Here is a 3,755-nt window from a genome sequence, read left to right on the forward strand (position 1 = left end):
ATACAAATGAAGAGCTTTACGCTAAATTTAAAATCAGTCGTGGAAAAGGTTATGATTTGATAACTCCTTCAGATAGTTGGGTTGAATTGCTTGTTCAGCAAGATCTTTTAGCAAAAATTGATACAAAAAAAATATCTAATTTTAAATATTTGGATAGACGTTTAATTGGAAAGTATTTTGATAAAAATAATTCATATTCCATCCCATATTTCTGGTCCACTGATGGTATAGTTTTTAATAAAGAAAAGTGCAGAAATTTTAATATAAATTGGGACATTATTTTTAATAAACCAAATGATTTGAAATTTAAAATATGTATGATAGATAGTTCCAAAGAAGCTTTTATGATGGCAGCTATTTATTTACTTGGTCGAACTGATAAGTTAACTCATTTAGAATTGGAAAAAATAAAAAATATTCTTACAAATCAAAAAGAATGGGTTGAAATTTATATGCTCTCAAGTTTGCAATATTATTTATTTTCCGACGTGGTGCCATTAGCTGTCACGTCAAGTGCATTTGCAAAAAAAGTTTTGGAATTAAGTGATAAGTATGATTATGTGATTCCAGATCAAGGATCTATTTTATTGATTGATAATTTGGTAATTCCAAAAGAAAGTAATAAAATTGATTTGGTTCATAAATTTATAGACTATTTAATATCTAAAGATATTATTTTTTATAATAGTGAAAAGTATGGTTACAATCCATCCAATGAATTAGCTTATAAGATGGCAAATCCAAGGTTTTTAAAAAATAATTCGTTTTATCCGGATGATAAAACTTTTGCCAAATTATATTTATTGGACAATGAAATGGATATGAAAAAAATTGATGATATGTGGCTGGAAGTTCAGCTTACAAAAAAAGATAGGAATTGAAATGAACAATTTGAAAGAAAATTTTGACAAAATTAATATAAAATTTAAAGAAAAAAAAGATTATTATAAAAATGTTATTAAAAAATTTGCATTAAAAAGTGATTTGGAATTACATAAAAATGCGTTAAATTTGTTTGAAAAAGTTGAGGCTTTATCAAAAGAGATAGATGAAGAATTTGTATCAACAGTTGAAGGTGAACCTGTAAAGGTTACATTAAAGAAAAAGATAAAAGAGTTTAAAAAATTATATAAAAAACTGTACGATATTACAAAACCTGTCTGGAGACAGTGGGTTGAATCGATAGTTTTTGCTGGTGCGTTGGTTTTTGTATTGCGCACATATATTTTTGGTCTTTATCATGTTCCAACGGGTTCTGCTGAAAAAACAATTTTGGTTGGTGATAGGATTTGGGGAAATAAAATGATTTATTTTTTCAATAAAGTAAATCGTGGCGATTGTGTAATTTTTGATAATCCTGAATTTATATATGATAAATCAAATAGTATTAATTATTTTTGGCAAAAATATATAGGATTTCCAATTTCACTCTTAGGTCTTGGCTCCGGTCCGGATAATTGGGTAAAAAGAGTTATAGCAATTCCCGGTGATACAATTGAAGGTAGAATTGAAGACGGTAAAACTGTAATATATCGTAATGGTGAAAAACTTGATGAATCTTTGTATGTTAATCCATATCCATTGATACGTCTTATAAAATCAACAGGATTAATTCCGTTTGAATCTTTTGGCCCGTTTGTTATACCAAGTTTCTTAAGAAAGACTCTTAAAATTGTTAATTATACATATGATCCATCTAAATCTTTATCCAATCAGCCTTTTTATAATATGGATTCTAAAAATATAATAAGACGAGCTGATAATACTCCATTTTTAAAATATGCTTATTCTCCTGAGTATGAGTATGATCAGTCTGGCCATAGTGTTGATGAGTTTGGACCGATTACAATTCCACATGGTAATTATTGGGTTATGGGCGATAGTCGTAAAAACAGCAGAGATAGTAGATTTTGGGGCCTTCTTGATGAAAAATTAATTCATGGCAGAGCAAGCTTTATCATCTATTCTGTTGATAGTGAAGAAGCATTGTGGATTTTTGAGTTACTAAAACATCCAATAGATTTTTGGACAAAATCTGTTCGTTTAAATAGATTTTTTAAATGGATAAAATAAAATGAATAAAAATAAATTTTATGTAACAACTCCAATTTATTACGTTAATAGTAAGCCGCATCTTGGAACTTTGTATTCTACTTTAATTGCGGATACGGTTTCTCGTTGGAATAAAATTTTAGGCAAAAAAACATATTTTCTTACAGGTACCGATGAGCATGGTCAAAAAGTAGAAGAAGCCGCTGTAAAAAATAATTTAGAGCCTAAAAAATTTGTTGATACAATGATCCCTGCGTTTAAAAACGTATGGCAATTATTTGAACTTGAATATGATCAATTCATAAGAACAACAGATAAAAAACATGAACAAGCAGTTATAAAGATTTTAAATATTATGTATGAAAATGGTGATATTTATAAATCTACATATTCCGGCTGGTACTGTGTTCCGTGTGAAACATATGTAACAATAAATTCTGAAATAAAAAAAGATTCTGACGGTTGTTATCTTTGTCCATCATGCAATAGAAAATTAAAAGAGCTCCAAGAAGAAAGTTATTTTTTTAGACTTTCTGCTTATCAGGACAGACTATTGGAATTTTATGAAAAAAATCCTAATTTTATAACACCTAAAGAAAAATTAAACGAAGTAATTTCTTTTGTTAAATCGGGATTAAAAGATTTAAGTATTTCAAGAAAAAATATTAAGTGGGGTATCCAATTACCTTGGGATTCTACACATACGGCATATGTATGGACAGATGCATTAACAAATTATATCAGTGCTATTGGATTTGGCTCTGATAAAAAAGAAGACGAAAATTTATTTAATCAATTTTGGCCTGCAGATTTACAAGTTATGGCAAAAGATATTGTTAGATTTCATGCCGTATATTGGCCTTCTTTTTTGATGTCTGCCAATATTGTTTTGCCTAAAAAACTTTTGGTTCATGGTTATATTTTGACCGATGGAGCAAAAATGTCCAAATCTATGGGTAATGCAGCAGATCCTGTTGAACTTGCAAAATTATATGGTGTTGAACAAATTAGATATTATTTATTGCGTCAGATGCCAATAAATCAGGATGGCCATTTTGAAATAAAAGATCTTGAAAATAGAATTGCTTCAGATTTGGCAAATAATTTGGGAAATCTTTTAAATAGAACTTTAACTTTAGCTTTAAATAATAATTTGACTCAAGTTATGGCGCCGGATGTTTTAGAGGCAAAGACTATAGCATTAAAAACTAGATGTGAAGAAGCTTTTAGAATATTTTCCGATGAAATGAATCATTATAATTTTCATGTAGCTCTTTCTGAGTTATGGAAATTTATTTCAGATGTTAATGCCTTTTTCCATGATCAAAAGCCTTGGGCTTTAGTCAAGCAAGATAAAGAATTATTTGCAGAAGTTATTTATGCTGTATTACATAGCCTATACTCAATAGGGATTCTTTTATGGCCTGTAATGCCTAAAAAAATGGAAGAGCTTTTGACTTCTATTGGACATAATTTTGATTTGAATAATAATTATGAAATTGATTTAAGATCAAATATTTGGAATAAAAAATTTGTTTTGAAAAAATTGGATGGACAGTTATTTATAAGACCGGAGGGTACGGTGGATACCAATAAGGCTGATCTTTTAAAAAAAGAGGAGACAAATGTAGTAGATGATTTTATAACCATCGATGACTTTGCAAAAGTAAAATTAGTTGTGGGGACTATTTTGGAATGTGAGC

At 28.8% G+C, this 3,755-nt stretch carries 3 protein-coding genes; all 3 read left to right on the top strand.

Annotation, left to right across the window (positions count from 1 at the left end):
- Nucleotides 1–881: extracellular solute-binding protein (locus KKE07_00835; GenBank protein ID MBU4269408.1), on the top strand; the 881-nt coding region annotated here is incomplete at its 5' end.
- Nucleotide 882: 1 nt separating this feature from the next.
- Nucleotides 883–2,073, top strand: a complete 1,191-nt coding sequence (gene lepB, locus KKE07_00840; GenBank protein ID MBU4269409.1) for a signal peptidase I — start codon at nt 883–885, stop codon at nt 2,071–2,073.
- A 1-nt stretch (nt 2,074) separates the two neighbouring features.
- On the top strand, nt 2,075–3,755 hold a 1,681-nt coding region (gene metG, locus KKE07_00845; protein MBU4269410.1), incomplete at its 3' end, for a methionine--tRNA ligase.

It is taken from the genome of Candidatus Dependentiae bacterium, from assembly GCA_018897535.1.
In the GTDB taxonomy this organism is placed as follows: domain Bacteria; phylum Babelota; class Babeliae; order Babelales; family UASB340; genus UASB340.